A 22363-nucleotide genomic window follows, 5' to 3' on the forward strand; every position below is an offset into this window, starting at 1 on the left:
CCAGGCGTGTTGGCCGTCGCGCCCGGTACGAGGGTGGGCGTGACACGGTTGCGGATCCGTGCCATACGGCTGCCGTAGACGACGCGTCGCATCACGCCATCCTCATCACGCTCAGGGTCGGCGTCCCTGCCGAGATCATCCGAACCCGGGTGCCGGTGTACGTCGGGGGTTCGAGCTGGATCGCTCCGACCACGGCGGGAAGGACGTGGCAGTTGTCGCCCTCGACGGCGGGTGCGCTGCCGTCAACCGTGAGGTAGACCGCCGCGGCCCCGTCGTGGCTGAGCACCTCGACGGCCACAAGGTCGTCGGCGAACTGCACGTCGGTTTCGACGTTGGCGGACAGGGTGATGCCGTGGGCGCCGACTTTGCCGGCGGCGATGTTGACGGTGGGCATCTCGCTCCCCTCAGTCAGCCAATCAGCCCGGGGTGGGGTTCACTCGGGCGTTTGGTGCTCCAGTGTCTGCGGGCGGCGTTGCCCTGCGCCGAACTCTTGCGGTTGTGGTGCCAGCGGCACAGCGACTGCAGGTTCTCCGGCCGGTGGCCGTGGGGGTCGTCGACGTGGTCGACGTCGGTGGCCGGCTCGGTACAGCGCACCCCGTCGGTAAACCATCGGCACTGGTAGTCGTCGCGTTCGAGTACGGCGGGCCGGATCTCGGTACTCCAATTCAGTGGCAGCTCGGCGCTGCGGTTGCTGCCAACCCAGCCACCAGGCATGACGACTCACCGGTTTCGCTTGTCGCCGGGCCAGAACCCATTCATGTCCTTGTGCCACTGTGCGCAGATGCGCTTCGCCCGCTCGGAACCGACGTGCTCGTCGAGTTGTCGCACGCAGCGGGCAAAGTCGCCTTCAGTCCCCCATCGGATGCGTGCAGCACCTCGACCGAACTTCCAGAACCGTTCGAGGTTGTGGTCGTCGCCAGGCTTGGCGTCGGCCATGGCGTCCTCCTACACGGGTGCGACGTCGGACAGCTCTAGCGTGCCCACGGTCGCGGCCGGCACCGAGAGCTTGTAGCTGCGTTCGTGGATAGACAACTTCTCGTGCACGACGTACTGCCACGAGTTCGGCGCGATGTCCGGGTCATCGGTCGCCGGCAACGTCACGGTGAACTCGCCCGCACTGTCGAGGGTGGCGGTGTACTTGCCGGGGATGACGATGGTGTCGTCGTCGTCGGCGCGGAGCGGGCCGGGGACAATGAACGTTACGGTCCCGGTCGGTGCGGTGCCGTCGGGGACGACGTACTTGCCGTGTACAGGCACGGTTTTCAGGCTCGTGGGCAGCGGCATCCTCAGCTCCTCCCCGCAACACGACAACGAGGTGGTTGGCCGGCCCCACCACTAGCCGCAGACCTGGTGGGCCTGGAGCTCCAGTAGGGTGGGGCCGGCCATTTTCTGGGGGACGTCTGCAGCATTTGAGTCGTTCGCGAAGCCGCTGTCGTGCTGCGGAGGAATAGAGGCGGCCCGAAGCTGCAGCACCCCGGGGGCAGTGTGGTGTGCGAGCTTCGGGCCATGTCTCAAGAGTCCAGCCTCTCCTGAGCTTCGTGAAGTGGCGGATGGTGGTGGGTGCCACCTGAGTGTTCCGCTGCGTCGCGGTCGAGCATCTCTCGCCAAATCCCGTCCGTTAGGCGGTGAGGTAGTCGCCGAGCCGGCGCGAGGCCACGGCGCAGTAATGGTCGGACAACTCCACGCCGATGAAGTACCGTCCTTCCAGCAGCGCGGCCTCACCGGTGCTTCCGGAGCCGGCAAACGGGTCGAGCACGGTGCCGCCCTCGGGGCAGATCTGCACCAGTTCCCGTAGGAGCCCCTCGACCGGCTTCTGCGTGATGTGCTGGCGGTGCACGCCTCTCGGCTGGCTGGCCGAAAACATCCCGGGGAGGTAGATCTCGCGGGCAGCGTCGAAGGGTCCGTTGCTACCCCAGAGGACGTACTCGCAGGCGGACTTGAAGCCGCCTCGGAGCGGGCGGCTGATCGGCTTGTGCCACACCACCAAGCCCTGCCACGTCCAACCCGCAACCTGCAGCGCATCGCTGGTCGCGGGAAGCTGTCGCCAGTCGCAGAACACCAGCAGGCTCCCGCCGGGCCGCGTGATGCGGAGCGCGCTGGACAGGATGAAGGAGAGCCACACCACGTAGGAGCGCTGATCGCGGCAGTCGCCGACGAAGTCGGCGAGGTCGTGCTTGGCATCGCCGGAGACGTACTTGCCGCGGGCTGTCTTGCTACTGCGCTGGACGATTGTTCGCCCACCGCTGTTGTAGGGCGGGTCAGTGATGACCGTGTCGACGGAATCGGTGGGAAGGGTGGGCAGCACTGCGAGTGCGTCACCATGGTGCAGGGTGGCGGTGGGCACGGCTCTCCCGTCTGCCCCCGGGAAAAGGAAAGAGATTGTTCGGGCGCTCATGCCCCTGCTGACAAGGTGTCCCGCGGCTGGATGCGGACAGAGCTTCGCCCACCAACAGCGTTGCATGCGTCCTGACCTGGGGTCAAGCGCAACCGCCAACGCTCGGTACGGCGTGTCACGTACTCCAGGATGGACCGAAGGTCGTAACCCGTCGCGGTGCGGCGGATGTAGCCGCGGTGAGCCCACGATCGCAAGGTCGCTGGTCGAATGTTCCAACCGGAACGCCGGAGCGCGAGGAGCGCAAGCTCGGCAGGTACGGGCTGCATGTTGGGCGTGGATGTCATGACGCTTCCTGGGCGACGCGGAGCCGGACAAGGTCGAGCCCGTCGTAGGTGCGGTGGCAGATGCTGCAGCGGGCGCCGTCGTGGATGCCCTCGACTGTTCGGAGCTGCACCGGGTACACGGTGCCGGTGCAGCCGACCACGATGCAGGTGCCGAGCGGTCGTGGTGGTGCGTCACCGGCCAGCTGCCGAGCTTGCGCGTGGAGTTCCCGGATGTCGTCGGCGAGTTCATCGATCCACTGCTGTTGGGCACACCAGGCGAGCTGGCCGAGGAGATAGCCGACCTCACGCACTAACTGTGGCGGGCCGCTTGGCCTGGTGACCTGCTGCTCCTCACGGATCCAGTCAGCGATGCCGGCGAGCGAGCCGAGGATGGACCGGTACGGTTGCTCGTCTGCGTCGCGGGGGTCGTGCAGCCGGTGCACGCTGGCACCACCGGCGGAGCGGACATCGAGCATGACGACGACGTCATCGCGGGCGGGTGACCTGGAGGTGTAGCCGGGTGCGCGTCGGCTGGTACCAGCGCGCAGCGGCCCGGCCGTCAACGTGAGGACGAGGGCGTACTGCTCGAGTTCGCGGAGCCGGCGGCGGGTGTCGTCGACGCAGCGGTCGCAAGCGTAGGTGTAGCCGACGTCCCGGTCGGTGCAGATCAAGCAGAGCACCCCCGAACCCCCTCACTGTAGATCAGGCACCGGCGTCCGTGCTCGCAGCGCCATGCGTGGTGCCACGGGTCGTCGCAGCGGACGATTGCGTGGCCGCAGAGGTTGCAGGTCGCGGTCTTGCTCATGGCTGCCGCCTGCGGGCGTCGAGCGCGGCCCCGACGATGGCTGCGGAAAGGAACGCCAACAGTCCGGTGAGCGTCCACCGCCACTCCCCTACCCAGAGCCAGGCAGCCAGGCCACCGACGAGCAGGACGAGTCCGACCGCACCGACGGGATGCAGGGTGGGCTTGGACTTGTCGGTCATGGGCTCCGCCTCGGCTGCTCGTCAACCTGGTTGACGGGCTCGTGTGCGCTGAGCGCGGCGCGGGCGGTGGCGTAAGCGTCGGCGAGCACGTCAGCTTGGTGCTGTGTGGGCAGGAGGTCCGACTGGGTCTCGGTGATGGTGACTGTGCGGCCATCGTCTGTGCGGACGGTGATCTCCATGTACACGGGCATCTGCCCTCCTCGGCTGCGGGCCGGGCAGCGTACAGTCATGTGATGGTCGGATGATACGTCCATCGGCTGTATCTGGGTGGAGGCGACGAGACCCCCGCGTGTTGCCGCAGGGGTCTCGTCCCATCCGGGAGCTACGCGACGATATCCACCACTACCTTCCACACACCCGGCACCAGCAGCACCCCGGCCACGGCGCAGGCCGGGAAGATCACGGCCTGCTCGACCGGTCCGCCAGTGCGGAACCGCAGCCACCGCGGCGGCCGGATCTCGTAGAACGTCTCGCCCGCGATGGGGATCGGCCACAGGAACGGACACCCGCTGCGGGTGAGCGCGTCACCGAGGCAGTGCACGATGCAGCCGACCGCGACGGCCACGCCGGCCCACTCGGCGGTGGCATTCAGCGCGGTGGCCGCATCCCCGTCGGCCACCAGCACCATGACCACCGCACCGCCGGTAGCCAGCACCAGCCAGTTCCCCAACGCATCGGCCGACAGCAGAAGGCCGAGGGCGAGGATCACCAGCAGTGCCCACCGGCCCCACGTCGTGGTGGCCGCGTCGGCACCGAACCCGAGGGCGACCGCGAAGACGACGGTGTGGGACAGGTGCCGGTGCATACCCCGTCCTCGCTCGTCCCGCGGCCCCTTGGTAAGCCGGTAGACGAGGGTGGAGGCGGTGCGCAGCAGCCGCGACACCGCCCCGGTGACCACACCCAGCAGCCGGGACGCCCGCGACCCGGGATGATCCAGATCCGGAACGAGGGCATACCCGGCCGTCACTGCCGCGAACGGCACCACCTCCGACAGCGTGTCCAGGCCGAGTGCCGGAGCGAGGGCGAGGCCAGCGCACCAGCCGGTCAGCGCGTGGGTACGGCCGAGCATCGTGTGATCATCTCCGGGGTTTGAGGTCTGTCCGAGGTCTGGTTTCCGCAGGTCGCAGGTCTGTCGGCAGGTCCGGAGAAGGTCTGTGGGAGGTCTGTCCCCTCAGACCTCGGACAGACCTCCCACAGACCTTGTGCAGACCCTCTCCGGACCTGCTCCGGACCTCGATCAGGCGGCTGAGTCGGTGGTGTGGGTGGCACGACGGGCCGCCGCGAGTAGGGCTGTGCGCGACACGGCCGTGACGCCGCCGGTGCGCGTGGACCGCTCGGTCTCCAGGCGGCACTCTCGGAGCAGGTTGGCCAGCCGCATCTGCTGGGCGCGGACGCGCTCCTCGCCTCTCGGCCAGTGCAACTCCCTTGTGCAGACCTCGGTGCGGAGCTCCTGTGTGCCGATCCACTGGACGTCGGTGTTGCCGTAGACCTTGAGGCATGCGGCCAGCAGCGCACGAGCCTCCTCCGACAGCGCCGACTCGGACGTAGGTTCCTGCTCGCGGCGGCCCTGGAGCGCGCGCTGCACCGCGGCCTGGACGGCCTGCTTGTCCTGGTACCAGCCGCGCGCGACCGCGTAGCGCGCAATCCCCGGGGAGATGATCACGGCGGTGCCGGTCTGCTCGGCGTCGACCAGCATCGTCGAGGTGTCCAGCCCGTAGCGGTCGGCGTGCTCCCCCAGCGCCTCACGGCTCACCTTGGACGGCGCGTAGCCGATGATTCGCCAGCCGATGTTGTTCAGCACATGCTCTTCGATCGTGTTCCCGTCGTAGGACTGGGTCGCCAACACCAAGCCCACATGAGCGGAACGCCCCAGTCGGGACAACTCGGCCAGCGCGTCCCGGACCCTGCGACGCGATGAGCCCTGGGTCATCCCGCCAGACGAGGCGTTACCAGTGAACATCTGGAACTCATCCAAGATGATCTGCCGCCACCCCACGTTCTGACCAGCGCGAATCCGCTGCCGTCGAGCTTCGGCGTTCGCCACCTCGGCCTCCAGCAGGTCCGAAGCCTTCACGGACCACTTGTCCATCGAGGTATCCACGTAGTCGGCCATCAGGGGCACGACGGGATCGAGGGTGCCGTCCGGCTTGCCGTCGCACAGCACGATCTCCGCGGTGGGATCCATGGCGCAGGTGAGGATCAGCCCCAGGATGTGCTGAGTCTTGCCGTTGCCGCTGCTGGCCACGATCAGCCCGTGCCGACCGCGGGCCAAGTCGATGCGCGCCACCTGGCTGTCGATGTCCAGCCCAGCCGGGTGGCCGTCGTGCAGCACATCCACCTGACCTCCGCCGAGCAGCGGGTGCGGCACCGGAGGGCCGGTGAACGGCAGCACCTCATAGCGGGTCAAGGCACACCGGTTGTAGCTGTCCCCGTCGAGAATCCCGAGGTGGGCCGGGGTGGTGGTGAGCGCCGACGCCAAGCGGTCGATCTTGGCGCGCACCATGCCGACGGTGCAGCCCTCGGGCAGCACGATGCTGGCTCGCCACCCGCCGGGCACCTGCTGCACCGGGCCGTCCAGTGTCGCCGTCTGATCGGACTTGATGATTCCGGCGGACACCAACGCCTTGCTGATCACGTCGGGCTCGACCAGCGGCTTCTCCGCCTCGGACTCCAGTGCGACGACAGGCGCCGCGATGGCCGCGCTGTCGTGGCGGGCGTGGCGGTGGAGCAGTCGCTGCACGTAGGCCGCTCCGTTCACCCACAGCACCGCACCCGCGAGCACTCCGGCGCACACGGTGCCGGTGGCGATTGCCTCAGCCACCGGGGTGTGGGCGGACCAGGCGTACAACTCGACCAGGCCCACTCCCCCGTAGGTCCACAACGCGGGCTTGCTCGTGGCCGCCGCGGTGATCCGCCCGAGCTGGGCCTCCCGCCGAGCCTGCTCCCGACGCAGCTCGTCCCGGTACTCGGGGACCGGATCACCGCGGTGCGTGCCGCCTTGGCGGAGCTCGGCGACCTGGCGCCAGTTCTGCAACTGCTCGTAGGCGGCGACGGCTCCGAGCAGGGGGCCGGCTGCCACGGCAAGACCCCAGCCGGCCACTGCAGCGGCGGGCTTGAGGCCGTCACGCGAGACGCCTCGGCGGATCCGGGTGGGCTGCTGCTCGGACCGCACGACGCGGACCGGCCGGGCCGGCTTGGGACGGCGGCCCAGCGCCTGCCCGGGGACCGCGAGCAGGGCGGCCACCGGGTTGGTGTCCTGCGGTCGCTCCGCCATGATCTGGTTACTCCTGTCCGTACCTAGTGCGGTGGGGGTGGTGTCCGGGTGGGCGGCCGGGGTTCCAGCCAGCAGCCGCCCATCCGGGGTTCGCGAAGGGAAGGTCATGCGGGGACGGGGGCATCGCCGTCACCCCTGTCGAGGCGGGCGCGGGCCATGCGGGTGATGCCGCGGGCCTCCCGGGTGCGGATCCGCAAGAACTTCTGCACGTTGTCGTGCGACAGCTCCAGGTGGCCGTTGCGGACCGCGTTGACGACGTCCTGGACGAGCTGTTCCTCGACCTCGTCGGCCGGCTCGGGCACGGGCCCGATCTCGACGCCGGGAGGGGTGCGAAAACCTGCCCTCGGAGGGTTGTACCCGGTGGAAGTTTTCCCAGTTCCCTTCCGTACCCGACCTCCACCGGAACGATCTTGGTTGCCGGCTGGACCACCATGGATCAGGTCACCGTTCCCGGCCAGGCTCGCACGCCAGCTGTCAATCTCATCCACGAGCTGGTCCTCCGCCGTGTACGGCCCCGCGGGAACAACCTCGGTCCGCCCCCACAGCCGCCAGCGCGGCCGACGCTCGGTGAGCTTGCCGGGCTCGAAGACCAGCCGAACGCTGCCGTCCGCAGCAAGCACCGGCAGCGCTGCCCGCACTGCGGCCCGCCGCAGCCGATACACCCGCCGCTGCGCCTCACGCGCCACCCGAGCCTGCTGCCGCTGCTCCCACGACAGGGGCGACTTCCGGGCCTTCGGCGGCCGACCATGGATGACCTGGTGGACGGCGACCCCACCTACAGCGACCGTCGCCATCACCACGGCACGGATCACACTGCCGTGCGCGTCGAGGCCGTGCAGGAAGTTCAACCCAGCGGTGACCGCACCGAACACCAGCACGCCCAGCCGCAGCAGCGCCATCGGCTTGCCGGTGCCCGCCGCGCGAGCCACCGCTAGCGCGAACACCAGCAGGGCCGCCTCGGAGAACAGCGGCAGGAGCACGCCGACCGGGCCGTAGAGGTCCATGCCGTACACGGCCATAGCCGTCCACGCCAGCACCATCGGCGCACCCATGATCACCAGCCAGGGCAGCTCACCCACCCGAGCCGTCAGCGCCCGCCGCCACCGCGCCAAAGTGGCCCTTCGCTCGCGGCGACGCTTCACCCGATCATCCGACCGGTTCTTCCACGCCCTACTCCGAGCCTCCGACTCCGCAGCGATGACCTGAGCCTTCGCGGCGGCCTTCGCCCGGATTTTCGCCGCCGCGCTCCGGCCGGCCTGCCGACGCAACGCGGCCTTCCCCGCCAGCCACGGATCAACACGGTCAGTCATGACGTTCCACCTCCCGCAGCGGTAGCGGTGGTCTCGGTGAACAGGGGGTCACGGCGCAGACAGGTCGGCTCCGGGCCAGCCGGGACACGACGGGCACGCTCAGCCAGACCCATCACCAGCCGGTCGCAGCAGATCGCTGCCGTCATCAGTGGCGTCGTCACCACGACCAGCAACGCCGAGGTGAACAACAGCAACGCCGCCAGCGCGAGCCGCCCACCGCGGTAACGGGCCAAGGTGTGGTAGACGCTCATCGGGCACACCTCGCCCGGAAGATCAGCTGGGTGGCGAACTGCCAGATGATCTCGTTGGCCTCGGCAGGGAAGAGCTTGGTCCACCAGTCGGAACGCTGGCTCTCCGACCAGCTCAGCCCGTAGACAATCGTCAGGCCGAACGCGGCCATCACGTCCCGCAACATCGCTGGCCTACGGATTCGCCCCTCGTCCCGGATCTGCATCAGATGAGTGCCGCGAATGTCGAGGAAGTAGCCCTTGGGAGTGACGACGCCGACATGCTTGGCACGCCACTCGTACCACTCGCGCTGCTCGATGATCGCGAACGGCCAGTCCGTGATCGCATGGATCGCGGAGGCGAGCGCATGGCACATGCCGTGCCCAAACATCTCCTCCGCCCACTCGTCGATCACGCCAGGCGTGAGCGTGATCCGAGTCCGCCCCAGACGGGTCGTCGGGCGGGCCAGGATGACGGTGACAGGATGGATAATCACGCCGCCTCACCCCTTACCGGGGAGACGCACCGCGGCCCACCCATCCGGAGACGAACGTCAGGGCTGGAGAGCAGGTGCTCCGCGAACCGGCAAACCACCTCGGTACCCGCAGCAGACAGCTCGCCTCGCCACCAGTCATCCGGCGTACCGACAGGCAGCCCGAAGACGCGGGTGCACAGCTCGGCAACGGTTTCGATGACGCGCAACCGGAACGGGCCGCCCGTCTCGACCATCTCCGGAGCGATCAGCTTCTCGGCAGGATGTGAGGCCGAGGCAACGCCGGTGATGTCTAGGAACAACCCGTTCAACGTCACTCCGACGTGACACCACTCCCAGGAGCCATCGAGCTGCCTCTGGTCGATCACCACGAACGACCATCCGGCGGCCTCGTGCAGCGCGCACGCCAGCAGATGGCAGTAACCCAACCGGAACATCTCCCGCGCGTCGTCGTCGACCACGCCGGGGGTGAGCGTGAGCTGAGTACGTCCGCGACGGAACGTCGGGTGAGGCAGCTCGACGGTGACAGGCCCGGTGATCACGCCGCACCCCCCAAGTCGGCGGCCTCGGTGTCGACAGCGCGCCGCGCCGCCAGCACCGCCTCCCGGGCACGGGCGTGACTGATGCGCAGTACCGTCTTCGCACGGATGACGCTCAACTGGCCGCCGGCGGCCCGGGCCGCCCGCTCCAACCGGATGGCCTCGGCCACCAACGCCGACATCGGCCGGGAGGCCGCGCGCTGGCGACACAGCTCTCGCCGCTCCTCCTCTGTGGTGCCACCCCACACGCCGTACTGGCCGGTGGCCAGCGCAAAGTCGAGGCACCGTGCCCGGACGGGGCAGCCCGTGCAGACCGCCCTCGCCTCTGCAGTCCTCTCCTCGGCCTTCGGGTCGTCCGGCTCGGCGAAAAACACATCCGGGTCGACCTCGGCGCACGCTCGGCGGGCACCGGCCAGGCGGGGCAGCAGCAGCCACATCGCGTCGTGGCGAGCCAGGGATCGGGCGCTCATCCCGCACCCCCAGCCTGCTCGGGCGCGGCCTGGATCACGTGGGGCATCGTCCAGATTCGGGTGATCGCCTCCTCGGCGGTGAGCCCCAGATCGGCGGCCCAGTCCATGATCAGCGCAGAGTGGCGGCCCTGTGGCGTCAACTTGTCGCGGGCGACCTTCTCGGCCAGCAACAGCCCAGTGATCGCATGGCCTGCGGGCACCTCACGGTCCGGTAGCCACGACAGCCGCCACGTGCGGGCGCCAGTACGGTGGGCGATGTGGCGGGTGCGGTCGCTGGTCATCCTGTCCGCAGCCGTGCGGACGCTCATCGCACACCCCCGACCTGCTCGCTGACGAGCTGGTAGACGCGGGTTCGGGCCTGACCGGCCAGGTCCCGAGTCGTCTCGAACTCGGCATACCGACCCCTGTGAGCGGCCCGGTCCAGCACCTGAGCCACCGCCAGCAGCCAGGCCACCCGATCGGCAACTGGCGTCCGCTCCTCGGGCTGCTCACCTAACACGGCGACCAGTGCCTGCAAGTCCTCGGGGAGACGCTGAACGATGTCCATCGTCAGCTCACCGCCCGGGCGGCACACTTCGGGTGGTAGTTCGCCTTACCGTCGCGGGCCCCCAGCGGCTTGTCGCAGCCGAGGCAGACGGCACCGCCCTTCTCACGCCACTTGTTGGTGACGGCGTTCCGCGCCTTCTTCCGGAGTGTGGGGTTGTCCTTCGATGTGGTAAGCCATCCCATGGCTCTGTCCTCTCGTTGAGTGGATGGGGTGGTAGCCCGGCCCGGCGGAACGTCTTGGCGGAAGGACCGCCGGGCCGAGGCATTGCTAGCCGCCAGCCAGGCGGCGGAGTCGGGAACCGGACAGGCGGTGCCGGTCCATCAACTCCTCGGCGATGCGCTCCAGCCGTGACCAGTGCCGGTGGACCAGGTCGAGGGCCTGTGCCCTGGCGTGGTCCCGGCTCACCGTGGCCGTGCGCAGGTAGCGCCGTAGTGCCTCGGCGTCCCGGCGGTTGGCCTTCTCCAGCACACGGCGGGCCGCGGCCAGGTCCACGCATTCGGCGCGGTGCCGGTACACCGCCTCAGCCGTCGGTCCAGCCAGCGCGACGACGGCCCCGACCTCTGGCGCACTGCCGCCGGGGCACCCGGTGAACCCATCGACCCGCCACGTGCCGTCCCACCACGACCGCGGGAGCGGATCGTGGCGTGATCAACGGTGAGACCCAGATGCACCGCGGCCACGGCGTGCCCGGCTTCGTGGTGCGCCACATGCGCCCACAGGGGCGCCAGGTCGTCGGCAACATCAGCGGATGGCATGTCTGGCGTCCCCCTCACAGGCCGTGCTGCGTCCAGATCGGTAGCGCAGCGAGCTTGACGCCCAGCGGCAGGTCCGGGCTGTCGTAGTCCCAGACGTCGCCGCAGTTCATGCAGGCCACGGCGAACTGCGGCACCGTCGGGTTGCCGTAGGCCACCAAGTCGTGGTGCGTGCACTCGGTGTTGTCCATGGGGCTGCTCTTCTCGGTGATGCGGGGTCACCACATGTGGGTGTGGGTGCACGGCTTTCCGGTGCGGCGCTGGCATTCGCGGGCCGCGTCCTGCTGCGCCGTGGTGAGGGCGGCGTCCCGGTCGGCGCGGCAGCCCGCACACAGCGACTCAGCGGTGCGGCACGAACAGATGCGGCAGCCGGTGTTCTCGGTCATCGCGTCGCCTCCGTGGCCTCGGCGGCGTCGCGGGCGCAGCGGGGCGAGCAGTACACGCCGCCGCCGACCTGGGTCCCGACGGTGGTGAGCAACCGGACGACACGCCGGCCGCACTTCGAGTAGGCACAGACGTTCGGCCGTGCCGTCTCCGCCGCAGTCTCGAACGCCTGGTTGACCCGCCTGCGGGTCTTGTCGAACATGGGAACTTCCCTCCGTTCTCGGGTCCGTCCGTTGCGGAGTGGGAAACCCGGCCCGGCGGTCCTTCCGCCAAGAACGTCCGCCGGGCCGGGGCGGAACTACGATGCGAACCGGCAAAGAGCAGTAAAATACTCAGCATCGGTACTATTGTTTTTCGTCCGATCCAATCGGGCTGCCGCCTTGTGGTACGCCTCCTCATGGCCCGGCTCGGGCATTAGGCTAGGCATAAGACGATCCACATCGATCATGAGATCGATCAAAAGCTCGACCTGGTCTTCGCGAATTGACTCAGCCATCACTACTCCCTCAGGTTCTCTCTACAGTTGTTCGGCGGGACATCCGCCGGGGCCTGAACAGCTAGAACCACTTCCTCGACAGCCGCTCAGACTCAGCAGCCATGCGCCGGAAGTCGTTTGCGTTGTCCTCGCAAACCCGACGGTTTGTGGTGAGGTGGCGAGTGATGGCGTCGGTGGCGGCGAAGTCTGGGTATAGGTCAGACCAGTTCCGCTTCTGGACCTCCTCCGCCTCGGCCTTGAGCTTTCGTGCCTCTGCCGCTTCCCGCTTGGCCGCTGCTGCGTACCGCGCCGCATCCGCCTGGTGCTGCTTCTTGCTGCCGCTGAAAAGTCCCATTTGTCGCTCCTCTCCTCAGTCCTGGCGGACCGGACACCGCACCGACACCGGCCGGCGCGGCATTCTGCTCGTCACGTCCCAATACTCATGAACGCCGACCGAACCGCATCCCCCACGGCAGTGGCCGCGGTCTGCACCGCACTGGCCAGCGGAGCACCCACCGGGGTGCCCACCAAGACCAACGCAAGAAAGGCACCACCCATGATGGCCCCGATAGACCAACCGCCCTTCCACACACCGATCGCGATGATGGCTGCCGCCACAATCACGGAGATGGTTAACATGCGTTCTCCTCTTCGCTCCCGGTGCTACAGATGCGCTTAAGATGCGGCAAAACCAACTCCAACTCGTCGTCGCCGAAACGTCCGTCCCATCGGACCTCGGCCTCGGCGTACTCGCCTGATGCCCGCTCCTCTGCCGAGAGGTTGTTGAACCGGACGGTGCCGGTGAACCCGTCACGCCGGTCTCGCACCCGATCGCCGTCACGGAAACCGTGAATGGTGTCCATGCGCTTCTCCTTGTGTCAGCGCCGCTTCTGGCGTTGGTCCTGCAGGTCCTCAAGCTGTTCGACCAACTCGGCGACCTTCCTCTTGTGTGCGGCGAACGCCTCGGCATCGCCGTCCTTCAATGCCCGACGGCCAGCGGTGACCGCCTGCTCGAAGGCGTCGAACAGGCGCCGCTCCTGACGGGTGGCGCCGCGGGCAAACCCGTCCTTCAACTCCTGATGCCACTTCCGGCAGTTCTTCAGAAAGTCACCCACGACGCTTCGCCTCCGCCCGCTGCTCCAACAGTTCTTCGAGTTGCCTGAACAGCCGGTCGGCCTTGTCCCGGTCGTTGTTCTCCACGGCCACCAGGTAGGCGTTAAGCAGGCTCGCCTCCCATTGAGTGGCGCCACCGATGGCACTGGCCCTGGAAATCAAGGTTCGGGCGCGCTGCAACAGGTCAGCCACGACGCGCCCCCTGCACCCGACGCGACGCCTCGGAAACCAACTGCGCCGCAGCAGCCCGGTAGCGGTGGCTGAGAGACTCAGAGCGCAGCCGGAGACCGATCTGCTTGATGGCCTGCAGGTTGCCGTCGGCGACCGCCTTTTCGATCTGCGCCCGCATGGCGTCGAAGAAGGCGTTCACGACGCCACCGCCGCCAGGGTCAGGTGGGTCTGCGACTCGCACAGTGCGGCCGCGCGCAGTAGCAACTCACCCAGCTTCCGGGCCCGCTCCGGCCGGATACATCCGCTGTCCAGCTCAAGGTGGTCGAACGCGACCTGCACCTCGTGGCCGACGCCGCCGAGGTCAGCGAACTGGTGCACGACGACCTGGACGTGGCCGATGGAGCCGGGGTCACCGACCTCGCCGAAGGTGGCGCTGCAGATCTGGGTGTCGACGGGGGTCGTGAGCGGGGCGTGCCGCTCGGTGCAGCCGGGTAAGCACGGCACCGGACTTGCGGGTGCTGCAACAATGGACATGGATCTCTCTCCAAGTGGCTGATCGCACGGCTATGGGTTGGGGTCTTTGGCCCCGGTTGGTGCTGCAACACCGCCGGGGCCGCCTTCTACGCGGCCGGGGTGTCGACCGTGCAAGGCGTGACCCGCAGGCTGTCCAACCAAGCCTTGGCGTGGGCTGGGTGGATCCGATAGTGGCCGCTGAGCGGCTTGGTGCGGTGTGCCTCCAGGTGGCTGGCGCGGATGGCCCGGCGGACGACATGAACGGACATCCCGGTCATGAGGGCAACGGCCTTCACGTCGAGGAGGTGCTCTGGTGGTGCCTGCGGTTGGTTCACGTCTGGTCTCCGGTTCAGGTTGTCCTTCCTCCACTCCTCGAGGGCGTTGGAGCCTCGCATGTCTTGCAACCCTAGCAATGTATACGAGTCTATGACATTGAGTCGTAGAGCTGTAGACGTACAAACGGGTGATAGACGAGAAAGCGCCCCCGGCCGGAGCCGGGGGCGCACTGGGCTGGAGCGGATCAGCAGGTCAGGAGATGTGTTGTTCGTACTGCAGCTCGTAGAGATGGCCAGCCTTGGCCATGACTGTCACCTCTACAGGACGTTGGTCATCGGAGTAGATGACCCGAAACTGGCAGATCACCTGCACCGTTTCGGGTAGGTCCAAGGCGAGGAACTCCTCGCTCGTTGGCGGCCGCACGGACACCCGATCAACGAACTTCCGTTCCGGGTAGCCAGCCTCGGCCAGCACCTGCGGGGCTCCCCCCCGGATCTTGGTTCGACGCGTGAGCGGCGTGCCACGCGCGATGTCGACTGGGTAGTACGACCAGTGCAGTTCCACAGGATCGCCGGCATACCTAGTCATGCGGTGACGCAGGACGGCCGCCTGACCAGGATCGAGCCTGAGAGCTTGAGCGACGTCCACCGGGGGGATGACCTCCACAACGTCGAGGAGGTCGTATGTGTAGCCCCCGGGCGCTGGCTCGAAGTACGCGTCGACCTCAACCACATGGGGCCGCTGAGAGCGCACGAACAGGCCACGCCCATGCTGCGCCTCAATGACACCTTCATCCTTGAGCGTCTGGATCGCGTCCTGAATCGTCCTAGTGCTCACGCTGAACTGAGTCACCAGCTCGGCAATGCTGGGAAGCCTGCTACCGATGGGAAGGTCACCGGACATGATCTGCTTCCGCAAGTCTGCGGCGATCTGCTGGTAGCGAGGTCGGCCATCGGTCTTCCGGGCCATGGTCGGCCTCCCTTCTGGGGTGGTGCTCACGCGGACAGCTCGTAGCGGAGGCGACGCCCCTCAGCCGCCATGGTCATGACGCTCACCTCGACCGGCTGCCCGTCGGCGTCGCGGACAAGCCGCTCAAGTACGAGCACCGGCTCACCGTCTTCCAGATCGAGCAGTTCCCGCTCTTGGCCGGTCGACGGGCGGGCAGTGACCTCTTCCTCGACCTGATGGGGAGCGTGGCCGAGCTCGGCGAGCAGGGTCGGTGCCCCGCCGCGGATCTTGCGGTGCTCCGCGAGACCGGTTCCGCGGGCGATCGAGACCGGGTAGTAAGAGTCGGCCAACTCGATGGGTCGGCCGTCGAGTTCGACGAGCCGCCGGCGGACCACTACCGGTTCGCCGGCCGGGACCTGTAGGGCATCGGCCACGCCGGTAGGGGGCGTGGTCTCGGCAACTTCGAGCAGCCGGTTGGTGCCGGCGTGTCCCCGTTGGGCGGTGTCCTCGGTCCAGGCGTCGCGTTGGCCGGTCCGGGGCGTGACGTAGTGCGCCGATGTGCTGGTCCAGGTGGGCGGCATGCTGCACCTTTCGTCGGCGACGGTGCCGTGTACGAGTCTACGACTTGTTCTTATAAACTGATACGCAGTCGATCAAGGATCGAGGCAGTAGCTGCCGCTGTGCCGGGAGTCTCATGACCATGTGGTACCACTCGCGGTACCATCCTGGTATGCGCGGCATCAACGTTCGCTTCACCGACGACGAACTCGACCGTCTCCGCCAGCGCGCCAAGGTCGAGGGCCGCTCCCTGCAGTCACTCATCCACGACGCCGCCCTCGACGCCGCCCGCCGTGCTGACCACGGCGACCGTGTTGCTCAGGCCATCGAGCGTGTCGCCGCGATCAGCCAGCCCTTGCTCAAGCGGCTTGCCGAGCAGTGATCGTCTATCTGAAACTAGAGGACGTTCTCGTCGCCCACCGTGTAGTGACCGGGACCGAGCACGATGCGGTGCGGGATCTTGGACTGCTGCAGTCGGCAGTTGACCGCCCGTCCGCCACCGTGTTCGGGGACGATGCCTACCCGACGGTGTGGGAGAAGGCTGCGGCCTTGCTTGAGTCGCTGGCCCGGAACCATGGGTTCGTGGATGGCAACAAGCGCACTGCCTGGGTCGCGACGTGGGCATTTCTTGAGGTCAATGGGCACCCGTTGGCGGACTGGTTCGACCAGGACGCGGCGGAGGATCTGGTGCTGGCTGTTGCGCAGGGCAGGTTGGACGTGAAGCGGGTGGCGTCGGAGCTGGTCAAGTTCGGTTGCGGGTAGTCCCACCGAGTCTCCGGGATGTGTACCCATAGTCGCGGGGGCGACCCTCGTACTCTGGTCGCCAGGACGCAGCCAGACCGAGACGTTCCGAGGAGCGTGAACTGTGACCACCACTGTCCCAGTGGTCCGGGGAATCCTGCTCGTCGGTTACGCGGACGAGGCGGTGGCCGAGGCAGAACGCATCGCCGCAATCGACCATCATCTCGCCGCGCCTCGGTGCGGCCCGTTCATCCTGGACCTGTTGCTCGGCGCGGTGCCGCTTCAGCCGCACGGCGGGGGATCCTGCCAGCGTGGGCCCGTTCTACACCGCCTTCGGCCGGGATGCGGGAGCAGGTGTGCTGTACCGCGCCACCACGGCGTTGATCACGCGTGGCACCGATGGGAACCGTGAGCCCTCGACGCTGCGGTTCGACTGCGAGAGCGGCACCTTGTTCCGCCGCGACGCGCTGCTTCCCCTCCCGGTGTTCCGCCAAGCGTTGGTCTACTACGCGCTCACCGGCGAACCAGACCCCGGCGTGGCCTGGGCGGAACTCGACTACGAGGCGGACATCTACGCCCCGCCCTACGACAACCGGCACAGCCCCGCGGAGTGGGCACGGCTCCACGCATGATGAAGGACCCCGCAGCCGGCCGGCTGCGGGGTCCTGGTGTTCGTTCGCGGGCTACGTCACCTGCTGACTGACTGCTCCCGGCCGAGCCTCGATGCGGTCTGGTCAATGAGGCGGTGGAGGGGAGCGAAGTTCCTCGGGGCGGCGTCCGCGCGTGCCTGGGCGGACGCGATCAGCTGGCGAGCCCAGGCGCGTCCGAATTCGGTCGCGTCACTGGCGGTCGAAGGTGGCTCGCTGGTCATAACGTCAATCCTCCTCGCTCGCCAACGTCGGTGTACATCTGGGAGCTGCATTATCCGTGACCCACTTCGGGGCTGCAGGGGCTCACGTCCTCGTCCTGGTCGTTGTACGAACTGTGGTACCGGTCGACCGCGCACCAGTGGCCGAGCGCCGTGTCCTCGTGGCAGCGGTCGATGCAAGTCCCACAGAACCGGCCGGGCACGCCCGGATCGCCGGGGCGCCACACCGGCTCGTGGTGGCACTTGGCGCACAGCTGGTTCGTCATTGTGTCCTTCCGCCTGAGTGTGATCCGGCGGCGCACCGCGGGCACGGTGGTCCGTCCGGTGGTTCGTCGGTGGCCAGGTTGGCGCCGCAGCGGGCACGGGGTGCCCGGTTGCGAAGAGTGGCCCACAGGTTGGGCCAGTAGTCGACGGTGTGCTGGTAGGGGTCGTCCATGTCTGCTCCTTCGTGTGCGTTTGTGAACATCGGGTGGTGGGGGTCGCGGTCCGGATTCGTGGGAGGAAAGGTCAACTTGCCGAACGGACCTGTTGCCGTGCCCGTTTCCGGGCCCGCACCCCGGCCCGCTGGATTTGCTCGGGGCTGTCGATGCGGAGCTGGGCCCGCTGCCAGTCACGCTGGCAGTCCTGGGAGCAGTAGTCGCTGCTGGGGCTGTCGCCGAGTGGTCCGGTGCACCAGTGGCACTGGCCGTCGCGCATGTCAGTCACGTCCTCGACGGACGAGGCGGACAAGCCAGATGAGCAGGAGCAGGGCCGTAGCCAGCAGGAGCGGAAGCGCCGCAGCACCCAGCATTCGGGCGTCGAGTCCGCTGCCCATATCGGGGGTCCCGGCCGCGTTCTTGGCCAGGACGAGCCCGGCGAGCACGGCCACGCCGGTGAGAAGGAACGGGAGGCGCCGAGCGGCGCGGGTGCGCCTCATGTTGACTCCTGCCCGGCCGGGGTGCCGTAGCCGGCGGCGTGCAACATCGGCACCAAGTCCTGCAGCTCCATCCGAACGACACCACCCGGCCACTCGGGATGGCCGCTGCCACGTAGCAGTTCCACAAGTTCTGAGATGAAGATCCACGCCCACCAGAAGCCTGGATCGGGCGCGCCACGGCGACGCTGCACCAGGACGCCGACGTCCGCGCCGGCCGCTCGGCGCTTCTCGGCAAGCTCGACCATCCACGCGCAGATTCGCTCGGACTTGTCGTCCTTGACAGACCAGACGAGATGGGGGGTGCCGGTGAGGTCGAGGGGATCGGCTCCGGAACGGTGCGCAGTTCGGAATCCGTTGCGCACGGCCCGCTCGGCGTGTGGCCAGCCGTTGGTGCGGAGCCAGCGGGCAACAGCGCGTTCGGCGTCGTGGCCGCGGCGCCGGTTGGATCGACCGCGGGCCGATGCGGTCGCGGCGGTCATGGTGACTCCTCGGGGACGTATCGATAGACGGGGATGCCGGCGGCCTCCGCCAGTTGGGCGCAGTGGCGGGTTCCCCGGCTGGATGGAGTAAGGAATGCGAGGCAGATGTCCGCGCCGAGCGTGACCATGCGCTGGTTGCGTCGTGGCCCGGCGGCGTGCCCGTGCGTGCCCCAGTCAGCGGGGTGTGCCTCCACCGGCAGTCCCCAGTGCGACCAGATCTCGCCGGCCATGCGGTCGGCGCCTCGGCAGTCACCGTGCACCAGCACTGCGTCGGGATAGTGCCGACGCCAGGTGGCAAGTATGTATTCGATGAAAGGTTGGTCCATCCAGTCCCGAGAACCGGTGACGAGGATGCGGGAGCGGGTCATCGGTTCCTCCGGTAGGTGTCGACGGTCAGCCACACCACGGCTGCGGTGCAGAGCGCGACGACGGTGAGAAGCGTCCATGACAGGAGGGTCATCGACTCCACGAGGTCAGCCACGCTTGGCCTCCTCCTTCTTCGTTCGTCGTGCGCGCATCCGCGTCAATCGCTGCGCATCGGTGGGGTGGGCGAATCGGTGCCAGCCCACGGGTCGCTTCCATCGCTGGTAGTGCTCCCGCTGGGGCGCGTGGCACCAGCGGCACGCGTTCGGCTCGATTGCCGAATCAGCCACAACCAGCCTCCTTGATGGTGATAATCCCGGCTTCGACGAGCGCAGCAAGACCCGAAACGATCTCGTCGCGCTCGTCCGCGGTGGGTTGCTGGCCGTAGTACTGGGATGCAACGTCGATCGCACGTGCGATCGGGCTTCCCGGCTGGAGCTGGCAGTCCCCGTGGAGTCGACGACCATCCATCGTGGCGCAACGGGTGTCGCCCAGCGGGCATGACGGTGTGGTCTTGTCAGCCACGGCCAGCCTCCTTGTCGGCAGGGCACGCTCCCGAGAGGGCAAGTTCGACGGATCGACACACGTCGCGGTCGTGGGCGAGGCCCTCGCGGACCGCGGCTTCCGCGATGTCGAAGGGAAACATGGGGTGCCCTCCCCACGGAATCAGAACGTCGTGACTGTCGACGCCAGTTACGTCGATTTCTTCGTCGTGTAGCCACTGTGCGAATGCCTGTGCGTCCTCGGGGGTTGCGCACGTCATGCGCAGCGTTCGGATGTGGTCTGTCATCGGTTCCTCACGTCCTCACGCTGCTTTGGCTGCGACCACGTTGGGCCGGATCGGCATCACCAGATGTAGGGAGTCCTCCCGTGGCGTGCCGTCGTCGGCGACGGCCCGCAGGACGGTGGCCTTGGTGGGGCCGAACATGGTCAGGTGGACAGTGGTGCCGTCGACACGGTCCAGGACACTGAGCAGATAGTCGGCGTTGTATGCCATCGTCATCTCGTCGCCGTCGTAGTCGATGTCGACAACGTCCTGCCCGGATCCGCCCACCTGGCTGCCGGTGGCGTCTACGGTGATCTCGCCGGGTCGGATACGCAGGGTGACGTGGCGGAGTTTCTCGTTGGTCACGGCGGCGACGCGGCGGATCGCGCGACGCAGTTCGATGATTGGCGCCGTGACCGCGCCCATGGGGTCGGTGGTGGGCAGCACGTTGCGCCACGCCACAAACTGGCTGTCCAGCAGCCGGGTGGTGATCTGATGGGTGGGCGTGACGATCCCCAGCACATCGGCATCAGGCGCGTAATGCAGGCCGATCGTGCCGCCACCGGACACGGTTTTGGCGGCCAGGGTCAGCGTCTCGGCCGGCACCAGTGCCGTCCCCGGGGTGTCGGTGGTGTCCAGTGCCGGCTGCCACGGGACGGCGACGTGGCCGAGCCGGAACCGGTCGGTGGCCGTCACGCTCAACTTCGAGCCGAACTCGATCAGGGCGCCACACAGAGTCGGCAGCGCGTAGTCCCGGCTGGCCAGGGGCGCGGTGCGCTGGATCGCCTCGACCAGCGCCTCGGCCTGTACCTCACCGGCCGTGTCCGGCAGCCCCGGCAGCGGCGGGTAGTCCTCGACCGGCATGGCGGGCAGGCAGTACCGGGTTCGGCCCGCCGTGACCACCAGCTGGCCGTGCTCCTCCGCAAGATCCACATCCCCGGCCGGCAGCTCCTTGGCCGCCAACGCCAGCAGCCGAGCGGACACCACGACACGACCCGGCTGGCTGGTGGCCACCGATGGCGCACTCGTCCGGGCGGAGGTCTCCCGATTCGTGGCCGAGACCCGCAGCGTCTCGACGGTCGCCTCCAGCAGGACCCCATGCAGGATCGGGGCGTCCTGTATCGACCCCTTGGTGATCGAGGCCGCCAGGTCCGCCGCCTCCAGTAGCCGGGACCGCTCCACCCGCACCCGCAAACCGATGGTCATCGGTTGTACCTCCCCCCATACAGCACGTCGTCGGCCTCGCGGCACGCCTCGTGACAAAAGCGCATCGGACCGTCGTGCTGGTCGTCGTGCAGCCGGCGCACCAGATCAGCCAGGTCGGCCACGGTCTTCTCGGATCGACGCGTCGCCGGTGGCGCACAGTCCGGGCAGCGGCAGGGCTCCTCGACCGGCGCCGCCTCCATCGACGTCACCTTGTTGTCAGGCACGGAAGTTCTCCTTGTCTCGACGTAGGTTCCGGGCGTGGCCAACAGCCTCGTAGAAACCGGTGTCCGAAGGCAGGCCGAGTGCCTTCACGAGCGCGACTCGGCGCCGCTCCAGCGCATCGCATGCCGCCTCATAGGCCCACTGCGTTGGGCGCACGTTGAGCTCGCGACGTTGCCGGCTGCAGCGGCGTGCCATGCCGCGCAAGAGTGCAGCCAGCCGACGCTGGCTACGCCCCCGCAGCAGCTCGGCCAAGGTCTCGGCGAGCTCTCCGGACACGTCGTTGCCGTGCTCGTCGAAGGCGTCATCGATCCGGATCTGCACCGTGGGCCCATCCCGGTAGTCACCGTCGTGACCCAGCACGTACACGCCGGGCGGGACCTGCACGGAAGGCGCGTCGCAGTAGTAGGTGCCGGGTGGGACGACCTTGGCCGTCCAGTGTTCGGCGAGCTGAGACACGTTGCGGCTAGCCATTGCGATCCTCCTGGTGGTTACGCGCGCGGCGGAGGGTGGTGCCACAGAGGTTCAAGACCGCAGCGACGTGGGCCGACCATTGGGCAGCGGATGAGACGGAGTTGAGCAGCACACGAAACTGCGTCTCATCGTCGGCCACGCGTGCGGCGAGGAGGCGTCCAGCCCACCGCTGCGCCGGTCCCATGTCCTCGGCGGTACTGACCCGGCCGGTTGCGGCCTCGACGAATGCGAGCCTGAAGGTGCGATCACGCTGCGGGACGATTCCGGTGTGGGTGAGGGTGGTGTCAATCCAGGCCAGCAGCAGGTCGGGAATGACGTTCGCGCCGAACTGGTCCGCGATGCGCTGGACGGCGGCCCTGGCGTCAGTCCAACGCTCATCGCGGGTGGCGACAAGCGCCTGGGCCGCCAGGGGCGTCCAGACTGGATTCTTACGGGCGCTACACATCGACGTTCCCTTCAGTGGACACGGGAGTTTCGAGCAGCAGGTGTCCGCGGCCGTAGATCTCGGCGCAGGGGGCGCATTCGCGGAACCGGCTCCAGTAGGGGTAGCCGAGGCCGTCGCTGCCTGGTGACGTCACGATTTCCAGGTAGACGTCACCGGGGCGGATGCGACGACGACAGTTGCGGGCGTGCACGTC

47 protein-coding genes are annotated in these 22363 nt (G+C 68.0%); 3 read left to right on the plus strand and 44 right to left on the minus strand.

Annotated elements, in window-relative coordinates:
* Nucleotides 1-91: 91 nt before the first annotated feature.
* The 32 genes from IEY55_RS25745 to IEY55_RS25900 all read right to left on the minus strand — a co-directional run bounded on the left by IEY55_RS25745 (nucleotide 92) and on the right by IEY55_RS25900 (nucleotide 15716).
* A complete protein-coding gene (locus tag IEY55_RS25745) occupies nucleotides 92-394 on the minus strand; it encodes a hypothetical protein (RefSeq protein WP_189061139.1) in 303 nt (100 codons plus the stop codon).
* A 14-nt stretch (nucleotides 395-408) separates the two neighbouring features.
* The gene (locus tag IEY55_RS25750) at nucleotides 409-714 is read right to left on the minus strand and encodes an HNH endonuclease (RefSeq protein WP_189061140.1); all 306 of its coding nucleotides are present in this window, start codon (nucleotides 712-714) and stop codon (nucleotides 409-411) included.
* A gap of 6 nt (nucleotides 715-720) precedes the next feature.
* On the minus strand, nucleotides 721-936 hold the full coding sequence (locus IEY55_RS25755; RefSeq protein WP_189061141.1) for a hypothetical protein: 216 nt from the start codon (nucleotides 934-936) through the stop codon (nucleotides 721-723).
* A 9-nt stretch (nucleotides 937-945) separates the two neighbouring features.
* Entirely contained in the window at nucleotides 946-1284 is a 339-nt protein-coding gene (locus IEY55_RS25760) for a hypothetical protein (RefSeq protein ID WP_189061142.1), read from the minus strand.
* Nucleotides 1285-1618: 334 nt separating this feature from the next.
* Nucleotides 1619-2344, minus strand: coding sequence for a DNA-methyltransferase (locus IEY55_RS25765; RefSeq protein WP_189061143.1), 726 nt, complete (start codon nucleotides 2342-2344; stop codon nucleotides 1619-1621).
* A gap of 331 nt (nucleotides 2345-2675) precedes the next feature.
* A complete protein-coding gene (locus tag IEY55_RS25770) occupies nucleotides 2676-3329 on the minus strand; it encodes a hypothetical protein (protein WP_189061144.1) in 654 nt (217 codons plus the stop codon).
* 130 nt (nucleotides 3330-3459) lie between these two features.
* The gene (locus tag IEY55_RS25775) at nucleotides 3460-3642 is read right to left on the minus strand and encodes a hypothetical protein (protein WP_189061145.1); all 183 of its coding nucleotides are present in this window, start codon (nucleotides 3640-3642) and stop codon (nucleotides 3460-3462) included.
* Nucleotides 3639-3833: a hypothetical protein gene (locus IEY55_RS25780; protein WP_189061146.1), complete on the minus strand. Its 195-nt coding sequence runs from the start codon at nucleotides 3831-3833 to the stop codon at nucleotides 3639-3641. Before IEY55_RS25780 ends, IEY55_RS25775 begins: the two co-directional genes overlap by 4 nt.
* Before the next feature lie 131 nt (nucleotides 3834-3964).
* Nucleotides 3965-4711: a metal-dependent hydrolase gene (locus IEY55_RS25785; RefSeq protein ID WP_189061147.1), complete on the minus strand. Its 747-nt coding sequence runs from the start codon at nucleotides 4709-4711 to the stop codon at nucleotides 3965-3967.
* A 168-nt stretch (nucleotides 4712-4879) separates the two neighbouring features.
* Nucleotides 4880-7024 carry an FtsK/SpoIIIE domain-containing protein gene (locus tag IEY55_RS25790; RefSeq protein WP_189061148.1) on the minus strand — a complete coding sequence of 715 codons (2145 nt, stop codon included), beginning with the start codon at nucleotides 7022-7024 and terminating at the stop codon, nucleotides 4880-4882.
* Nucleotides 7021-8226: a hypothetical protein gene (locus tag IEY55_RS25795; protein ID WP_189061149.1), complete on the minus strand. Its 1206-nt coding sequence runs from the start codon at nucleotides 8224-8226 to the stop codon at nucleotides 7021-7023. The genes IEY55_RS25790 and IEY55_RS25795 overlap by 4 nt, the downstream gene beginning before the upstream one ends.
* Nucleotides 8223-8477 (minus strand): hypothetical protein, encoded by a 255-nt coding sequence (locus IEY55_RS25800; protein WP_189061150.1) that lies wholly within the window; start codon nucleotides 8475-8477, stop codon nucleotides 8223-8225. The genes IEY55_RS25795 and IEY55_RS25800 overlap by 4 nt, the downstream gene beginning before the upstream one ends.
* Nucleotides 8474-8950, minus strand: a complete 477-nt coding sequence (locus tag IEY55_RS25805; RefSeq protein WP_189061151.1) for a hypothetical protein — start codon at nucleotides 8948-8950, stop codon at nucleotides 8474-8476. The genes IEY55_RS25800 and IEY55_RS25805 overlap by 4 nt, the downstream gene beginning before the upstream one ends.
* Nucleotides 8947-9489, minus strand: coding sequence for a hypothetical protein (locus IEY55_RS25810; protein WP_189061152.1), 543 nt, complete (start codon nucleotides 9487-9489; stop codon nucleotides 8947-8949). Before IEY55_RS25810 ends, IEY55_RS25805 begins: the two co-directional genes overlap by 4 nt.
* A complete protein-coding gene (locus IEY55_RS25815) occupies nucleotides 9486-9956 on the minus strand; it encodes a WhiB family transcriptional regulator (RefSeq protein ID WP_308424787.1) in 471 nt (156 codons plus the stop codon). The genes IEY55_RS25810 and IEY55_RS25815 overlap by 4 nt, the downstream gene beginning before the upstream one ends.
* Nucleotides 9953-10264, minus strand: coding sequence for a hypothetical protein (locus tag IEY55_RS25820; RefSeq protein ID WP_189061153.1), 312 nt, complete (start codon nucleotides 10262-10264; stop codon nucleotides 9953-9955). Before IEY55_RS25820 ends, IEY55_RS25815 begins: the two co-directional genes overlap by 4 nt.
* Nucleotides 10261-10503 (minus strand): hypothetical protein, encoded by a 243-nt coding sequence (locus IEY55_RS25825; RefSeq protein ID WP_189061154.1) that lies wholly within the window; start codon nucleotides 10501-10503, stop codon nucleotides 10261-10263. Before IEY55_RS25825 ends, IEY55_RS25820 begins: the two co-directional genes overlap by 4 nt.
* Nucleotides 10504-10505: 2 nt before the next feature.
* Nucleotides 10506-10685, minus strand: a complete 180-nt coding sequence (locus IEY55_RS25830) for a hypothetical protein (RefSeq protein WP_189061155.1) — start codon at nucleotides 10683-10685, stop codon at nucleotides 10506-10508.
* A gap of 85 nt (nucleotides 10686-10770) precedes the next feature.
* Nucleotides 10771-11019, minus strand: a complete 249-nt coding sequence (locus IEY55_RS25835; RefSeq protein WP_189061156.1) for a hypothetical protein — start codon at nucleotides 11017-11019, stop codon at nucleotides 10771-10773.
* 253 nt (nucleotides 11020-11272) lie between these two features.
* Nucleotides 11273-11446, minus strand: coding sequence for a hypothetical protein (locus IEY55_RS25840; RefSeq protein WP_189061157.1), 174 nt, complete (start codon nucleotides 11444-11446; stop codon nucleotides 11273-11275).
* 27 nt (nucleotides 11447-11473) lie between these two features.
* Nucleotides 11474-11641: a hypothetical protein gene (locus IEY55_RS25845; protein WP_189061158.1), complete on the minus strand. Its 168-nt coding sequence runs from the start codon at nucleotides 11639-11641 to the stop codon at nucleotides 11474-11476.
* Nucleotides 11638-11841, minus strand: a complete 204-nt coding sequence (locus IEY55_RS25850) for a hypothetical protein (RefSeq protein WP_189061159.1) — start codon at nucleotides 11839-11841, stop codon at nucleotides 11638-11640. Before IEY55_RS25850 ends, IEY55_RS25845 begins: the two co-directional genes overlap by 4 nt.
* A 355-nt stretch (nucleotides 11842-12196) precedes the next feature.
* Nucleotides 12197-12469 (minus strand): hypothetical protein, encoded by a 273-nt coding sequence (locus IEY55_RS25855; RefSeq protein WP_189061160.1) that lies wholly within the window; start codon nucleotides 12467-12469, stop codon nucleotides 12197-12199.
* 71 nt (nucleotides 12470-12540) lie between these two features.
* A complete protein-coding gene (locus IEY55_RS25860) occupies nucleotides 12541-12753 on the minus strand; it encodes a hypothetical protein (RefSeq protein WP_189061161.1) in 213 nt (70 codons plus the stop codon).
* Nucleotides 12747-12977, minus strand: a complete 231-nt coding sequence (locus tag IEY55_RS25865) for a hypothetical protein (RefSeq protein ID WP_189061162.1) — start codon at nucleotides 12975-12977, stop codon at nucleotides 12747-12749. Before IEY55_RS25865 ends, IEY55_RS25860 begins: the two co-directional genes overlap by 7 nt.
* A 15-nt stretch (nucleotides 12978-12992) precedes the next feature.
* Nucleotides 12993-13229, minus strand: a complete 237-nt coding sequence (locus IEY55_RS25870) for a hypothetical protein (RefSeq protein WP_189061163.1) — start codon at nucleotides 13227-13229, stop codon at nucleotides 12993-12995.
* On the minus strand, nucleotides 13222-13419 hold the full coding sequence (locus IEY55_RS25875) for a hypothetical protein (RefSeq protein ID WP_189061164.1): 198 nt from the start codon (nucleotides 13417-13419) through the stop codon (nucleotides 13222-13224). Before IEY55_RS25875 ends, IEY55_RS25870 begins: the two co-directional genes overlap by 8 nt.
* Nucleotides 13412-13597, minus strand: coding sequence for a hypothetical protein (locus tag IEY55_RS25880; protein ID WP_189061165.1), 186 nt, complete (start codon nucleotides 13595-13597; stop codon nucleotides 13412-13414). The genes IEY55_RS25875 and IEY55_RS25880 overlap by 8 nt, the downstream gene beginning before the upstream one ends.
* Entirely contained in the window at nucleotides 13594-13932 is a 339-nt protein-coding gene (locus IEY55_RS25885; RefSeq protein WP_189061166.1) for a hypothetical protein, read from the minus strand. The genes IEY55_RS25880 and IEY55_RS25885 overlap by 4 nt, the downstream gene beginning before the upstream one ends.
* A gap of 86 nt (nucleotides 13933-14018) precedes the next feature.
* Nucleotides 14019-14306 (minus strand): helix-turn-helix domain-containing protein, encoded by a 288-nt coding sequence (locus tag IEY55_RS25890; protein ID WP_189061167.1) that lies wholly within the window; start codon nucleotides 14304-14306, stop codon nucleotides 14019-14021.
* Nucleotides 14307-14439: 133 nt separating this feature from the next.
* Complete coding sequence (locus IEY55_RS25895) at nucleotides 14440-15156, minus strand: GntR family transcriptional regulator (RefSeq protein WP_189061168.1); 717 nt, start codon at nucleotides 15154-15156, stop codon at nucleotides 14440-14442.
* A gap of 26 nt (nucleotides 15157-15182) precedes the next feature.
* Entirely contained in the window at nucleotides 15183-15716 is a 534-nt protein-coding gene (locus tag IEY55_RS25900) for a GntR family transcriptional regulator (RefSeq protein ID WP_189061169.1), read from the minus strand.
* A 149-nt stretch (nucleotides 15717-15865) separates the two neighbouring features.
* Here IEY55_RS25900 and IEY55_RS25905 point away from each other — a divergent pair, with 149 nt between their 5' ends.
* The 3 genes from IEY55_RS25905 (at nucleotide 15866) to IEY55_RS25915 (ending at nucleotide 17066) form a co-directional block, all read left to right on the plus strand.
* On the plus strand, nucleotides 15866-16075 hold the full coding sequence (locus IEY55_RS25905; protein WP_189061170.1) for a plasmid mobilization protein: 210 nt from the start codon (nucleotides 15866-15868) through the stop codon (nucleotides 16073-16075).
* Nucleotides 16072-16455 carry a type II toxin-antitoxin system death-on-curing family toxin gene (locus tag IEY55_RS25910; protein WP_268239361.1) on the plus strand — a complete coding sequence of 128 codons (384 nt, stop codon included), beginning with the start codon at nucleotides 16072-16074 and terminating at the stop codon, nucleotides 16453-16455. Before IEY55_RS25905 ends, IEY55_RS25910 begins: the two co-directional genes overlap by 4 nt.
* 290 nt (nucleotides 16456-16745) lie before the next feature.
* On the plus strand, nucleotides 16746-17066 hold the full coding sequence (locus IEY55_RS25915; RefSeq protein WP_189061171.1) for an Imm1 family immunity protein: 321 nt from the start codon (nucleotides 16746-16748) through the stop codon (nucleotides 17064-17066).
* Between the two features lie 743 nt (nucleotides 17067-17809).
* Here IEY55_RS25915 and IEY55_RS25920 read toward each other — a convergent pair.
* The 12 genes from IEY55_RS25920 to IEY55_RS25975 form a co-directional block, all read right to left on the minus strand.
* Complete coding sequence (locus IEY55_RS25920) at nucleotides 17810-17998, minus strand: hypothetical protein (RefSeq protein ID WP_189061172.1); 189 nt, start codon at nucleotides 17996-17998, stop codon at nucleotides 17810-17812.
* 1 nt (nucleotide 17999) lies between these two features.
* Nucleotides 18000-18218, minus strand: coding sequence for a hypothetical protein (locus IEY55_RS25925; protein ID WP_189061173.1), 219 nt, complete (start codon nucleotides 18216-18218; stop codon nucleotides 18000-18002).
* Entirely contained in the window at nucleotides 18215-18697 is a 483-nt protein-coding gene (locus IEY55_RS25930) for a hypothetical protein (protein WP_189061174.1), read from the minus strand. The genes IEY55_RS25925 and IEY55_RS25930 overlap by 4 nt, the downstream gene beginning before the upstream one ends.
* Nucleotides 18694-19065, minus strand: coding sequence for a DUF2493 domain-containing protein (locus tag IEY55_RS25935; RefSeq protein WP_189061175.1), 372 nt, complete (start codon nucleotides 19063-19065; stop codon nucleotides 18694-18696). Before IEY55_RS25935 ends, IEY55_RS25930 begins: the two co-directional genes overlap by 4 nt.
* A gap of 105 nt (nucleotides 19066-19170) precedes the next feature.
* On the minus strand, nucleotides 19171-19350 hold the full coding sequence (locus IEY55_RS25940; RefSeq protein ID WP_189061184.1) for a hypothetical protein: 180 nt from the start codon (nucleotides 19348-19350) through the stop codon (nucleotides 19171-19173).
* Nucleotides 19343-19585, minus strand: coding sequence for a hypothetical protein (locus tag IEY55_RS25945; RefSeq protein WP_189061176.1), 243 nt, complete (start codon nucleotides 19583-19585; stop codon nucleotides 19343-19345). The genes IEY55_RS25940 and IEY55_RS25945 overlap by 8 nt, the downstream gene beginning before the upstream one ends.
* Nucleotides 19578-19850 carry a hypothetical protein gene (locus IEY55_RS25950; RefSeq protein ID WP_189061177.1) on the minus strand — a complete coding sequence of 91 codons (273 nt, stop codon included), beginning with the start codon at nucleotides 19848-19850 and terminating at the stop codon, nucleotides 19578-19580. The genes IEY55_RS25945 and IEY55_RS25950 overlap by 8 nt, the downstream gene beginning before the upstream one ends.
* Before the next feature lie 15 nt (nucleotides 19851-19865).
* Nucleotides 19866-21032 carry a DNA polymerase III subunit beta gene (gene dnaN / locus IEY55_RS25955; protein ID WP_189061178.1) on the minus strand — a complete coding sequence of 389 codons (1167 nt, stop codon included), beginning with the start codon at nucleotides 21030-21032 and terminating at the stop codon, nucleotides 19866-19868.
* Entirely contained in the window at nucleotides 21029-21256 is a 228-nt protein-coding gene (locus IEY55_RS25960) for a hypothetical protein (RefSeq protein WP_189061179.1), read from the minus strand. Before IEY55_RS25960 ends, dnaN begins: the two co-directional genes overlap by 4 nt.
* Nucleotides 21249-21725: a hypothetical protein gene (locus IEY55_RS25965; protein WP_189061180.1), complete on the minus strand. Its 477-nt coding sequence runs from the start codon at nucleotides 21723-21725 to the stop codon at nucleotides 21249-21251. The genes IEY55_RS25960 and IEY55_RS25965 overlap by 8 nt, the downstream gene beginning before the upstream one ends.
* Nucleotides 21718-22170: a hypothetical protein gene (locus IEY55_RS25970; protein ID WP_189061181.1), complete on the minus strand. Its 453-nt coding sequence runs from the start codon at nucleotides 22168-22170 to the stop codon at nucleotides 21718-21720. The genes IEY55_RS25965 and IEY55_RS25970 overlap by 8 nt, the downstream gene beginning before the upstream one ends.
* Nucleotides 22163-22363: hypothetical protein (locus IEY55_RS25975; protein WP_229686757.1), on the minus strand; the 201-nt coding region annotated here is incomplete at its 5' end. The genes IEY55_RS25975 and IEY55_RS25970, both read right to left, overlap by 8 nt.

The sequence above is a fragment of the Longimycelium tulufanense genome, assembly GCF_014645795.1.
Classification (GTDB): Bacteria; Actinomycetota; Actinomycetes; order Mycobacteriales; family Pseudonocardiaceae; genus Longimycelium; species Longimycelium tulufanense.